The sequence below is a fragment of the Cognatishimia sp. genome, assembly GCF_964229375.1.
Lineage (GTDB): Bacteria > Pseudomonadota > Alphaproteobacteria > Rhodobacterales > Rhodobacteraceae > Cognatishimia.
The window spans coordinates 1-3,477 of the sequence record NZ_CAXREH010000141.1 but is presented as its reverse complement, the minus strand read 5'-3'; the positions used below and the strand labels follow the sequence as shown (position 1 = coordinate 3,477).

The 3,477-nt window shown below is 57.4% G+C and carries 3 protein-coding genes; all 3 read left to right on the top strand.

Going from position 1 to position 3,477, the window contains the following annotated elements; translation table 11 throughout:
• A partial coding sequence (locus tag ACEQWH_RS10755) for a cytochrome c biogenesis CcdA family protein (protein WP_370230665.1) occupies positions 1–720 on the top strand: 720 nt, incomplete at its 5' end.
• Between the two features lie 50 nt (positions 721–770).
• Entirely contained in the window at positions 771–1,979 is a 1,209-nt protein-coding gene (locus ACEQWH_RS10750; RefSeq protein ID WP_370230662.1) for a hypothetical protein, read from the top strand.
• The gene (locus ACEQWH_RS10745) at positions 1,979–3,331 is read left to right on the top strand and encodes a cytochrome P450 (protein WP_370230660.1); all 1,353 of its coding nucleotides are present in this window, start codon (positions 1,979–1,981) and stop codon (positions 3,329–3,331) included. Before ACEQWH_RS10750 ends, ACEQWH_RS10745 begins: the two co-directional genes overlap by 1 nt.
• The last annotated feature ends 146 nt before the right edge of the window (positions 3,332–3,477 follow it).

The window sequence follows — 3,477 nt, the reverse complement described above, 5'->3', positions numbered from 1 at the left end:
CTGCTGCCCGCCATGATCGTCGCGCTTATCGCGGGGGTCATGTCGTTCCTCAGCCCATGCGTGCTGCCTATTGTCCCGCCGTATCTGGCCTATATGAGCGGCGTCTCGGTGACCGACTTGTCAGATGGCAAGGCCAAGAATTCGGCTTTGATGCCTGCGGTGTTTTTCGTCCTTGGACTGTCGACCGTCTTTTTGTTCCTTGGGTTTACGGCCTCGGCCATTGGATCGCTATTTTTGCAGTATCAGGGCTGGTTCAACACCCTCGCAGGCATTCTTGTGATGGTGTTTGGCGCCCATTTCATTGGCATCTACCGGATAGGGTTTCTGGATCGTGAGGCTCGCATCGACGTGGGCGACCGTGGCGGCAGCTCTTTTGGGGCCTATGTGCTGGGGCTGGCGTTTGCCTTTGGCTGGACGCCTTGCATCGGCCCACAGTTGGGCGCGATCCTGTCGATTGCGGCGTCTGAGGCCTCTGTCACACGCGGCACCTTGCTGCTGGCGGTCTATGCGATGGGGCTGGGCATCCCGTTCTTACTGGTCGCGGCTTATCTGCCTCGTCTGACGGGCCTGATGAGCTGGATGAAACGTCACATGGAGCAAATCGAGCGTGTTATGGGCCTGCTGTTGTGGACCATTGGCCTGTTGATGCTGACCGGTGGCTTCTCTGCCTTCTCCTATTGGCTGCTCGAGGCATTCCCGGCCTTGGCGCTCGTCGGCTAAGCATGTAACCTGCTCTCAACGCGCCGCAAACAGGCGCCAGAGAGCAGAGCATGGGTGAGCCTTCCAGCAATGAGATCAGAACGCGCCGGGTGTTTTATATACCTGGCTATGATCCCATTCATCCCCGCCGCTACCGAGAGCTCTATCGCACGGAAAGTAAGGCGCAGGGCGAGATTTCAGACTATACGCTTGCGCTGACGCCCAAGACGACAGACGGGCCCTATGGGTGGCAGATTACAAACCAGATCGACAAAATCGAAACCAAGACGGATGTCGAGGTTTTGGTGTGGTCTGACATCGTGCGCGTCAGCATGGATCAGGGTATCCTTGCGACATACGGCCTGCTGATCCGCACGGCCTGGACCTATATCAGCACGGGGGCCTTGTTTCGGCTGATGCGTCTGCGCAAGGGGCCAGTGATTGCAGCGCTTTATCCTGTCGTGTTTCTGTTGATCCAGCTGCAATTGGCCTTGCTTGCAGGCTATGGTCTGTTTCGGCTGATCGGCATGGCCGCGCCCTGGTGGGCCGGGATCGCGGGCTTTGTGATCGTGCCGCTGCTGCTGCGCTGGTTTAAGGCGCGCGACAACAAGTTTTTCGCGTATTATCTGATGCACGATTACGCCTATTCCGCCTCGACGCGCGGAAGCAACCCACCGGAATTAGAAGCCAGAATTGCAGAGTTTGTGGACCATATCGGTCAGGCATTGGACAGTGATGTGGATGAGGTTCTGGTCATCGGACACAGCTCTGGTGCGCATTTGGCGGTGTCTGTTTTGTCTGATCTTTTGCGGGCAGAAAAGGCGCGACCAGACGGTCCCGTATTGTCTTTCTTGTCGCTCGGTCAGGTCGTGCCCATGGTCAGCTTTTTGCCCGAAGCCAAACGCCTGCGTATGGATTTGAACTATCTGTCCCAGCAACAGCGTGTTTTCTGGTTGGATGTCACGGCGCCAGGGGATGGCTGTGCTTTTGCGCTGTGTGATCCTGTGCATGTGACGGGCATTGCGCCAAAGGACAAGCGCTGGCCAATTGTCATTTCTGCGGCGTTTACACAAACGCTTAGTCCCGCGCGTTGGAAAGAGCTGCGTTGGCGGTTCTTTCGGCTGCATTTTCAGTATTTGTGCGCTTTTGACCGGCCAAAAGACTATGACTATTTCCAGATCACGGCGGGTCCAAAGAGCCTGAAAGACAGGTTTGGCCGCCGCAAACCGTCAAAGTCGCGCATTGAAACACCTGTGAATACATTCACGGAGATGGGCTGATGGAGATGCCACCAAAGCCCCCGTCGCGGCCAGATAAGGTCTCGTTGCGCCACTATATGCGGCTGTTCAAACAAGATCTTTTATCCGCACAGCCCGCACGTTTGTATCGCGCTTGGATGGCCGAGTTTCGTACGCCGTTCTTTCGATCCTATCTGCTGAACCAGCCGGATCTGGTGAAAACGGTCCTAAAGGACAGACCGGATGATTTTCCCAAATCGGGGCGGGTGGCGGAAGGGCTGCGTCCGTTGTTGGGGGACTCGGTTTTCCTGACCAATGGAGAGGCCTGGAAACGCCAGCGCCGGATCATTGATCCCGCTTTCGAGGGGGGACGGCTGCGCGAGATTTATCCCGCGATGTTTCAGGCGGCTCACGCGTCGGTTGCACGGCTGGAAACGCAGCTTGGACGACCCATTGAAATCGAGGAAGAGGCCAGCCACGCTGCCGCCGACATCATCTTTCGCACGCTGTTTTCGATCCCGATCGAGCATCAGGTGGCCTCGCAGGTGTTCGATCAGTTCCGCACCTATCAACGCAGTCAGCCGATCCTGAATATCGCGGCACTCGTGCCATTGCCGCGATGGATGCCGCGGTTTTTTGGGCGATCGACCAAGCGAACCGCGCGCGAAATTCGCAGGCTGATCACTCAACTGACCGAAGCACGTGCAGCAGAGATCGCCGCAGGGCAGGCGCCGGACGATCTTGCAACCAAGATCATGACCACCAAAGACCCGCAGACCGGCGCGTTGTTTTCGCCGCAGGAAATGGTTGATCAGGTCGCAATCTTCTTTTTGGCGGGGCATGAAACCTCGGCCTCTTCGCTTGCATGGACGCTTTATCTGATGGCGCTTTATCCGGAGTGGCAGGATAAGGTTGCCGCTGAGGCGCAGAGCTTTGAGGGCACTGATTTCGGGCAGGTGAGCCAGTTGAAGCTTTCCCGGGATGTGGTGCGTGAATCTCTGAGGCTCTATCCGCCAGTGCCGATGATGGTGCGCCAGAACAGCTGTCCCGAAGTCTTTCGTGATCGCGATATCAAACCGGGCGGTCAGATGGTTCTAAGCCCCTGGCACCTGCATCGCCATGAACGTCTGTGGGAGAATCCCGACGGCTTTGACCCTGCGCGATGGCACACCGAGAACGGCAAACACTGTATGCGCGAGGCCTATATTCCTTTTTCCAGCGGGCCACGGGTGTGTACGGGGGCAGGCTTTGCGATGGTCGAGGCGGTCTTGATGCTGTCAATGATCCTGAAGCACTATCGCATCAAGCGCGTTGCGGGGCGTGATCCACGGCCTGTGGCGCATTTGACGGTGCGCAGTGCAGAGGGGATCTGGTTGGAGTTTGAGCGGCGCTAAGGGCGTTGCCCTCTTGGCTGTCGCCAATTCACCCAGGATATTTCGGGCAAGAGAAAAGCGCGGCCCCCTGTAGAGCCGCGCTGGTTAATTTAGTCTTCATTCCACCAGGTGACGGGCATCCAGTCGACGCCATCGCCATAGATCGG

Coding starts and splice junctions, on each gene's coding strand:
- ACEQWH_RS10750 (WP_370230662.1), top strand. CDS start 771: ATGGGTGAGCCTTCCAGCAATGAGATCAGAACGCGCCGGGTGTTTTAT.
- ACEQWH_RS10745 (WP_370230660.1), top strand. CDS start 1,979: ATGGAGATGCCACCAAAGCCCCCGTCGCGGCCAGATAAGGTCTCGTTG.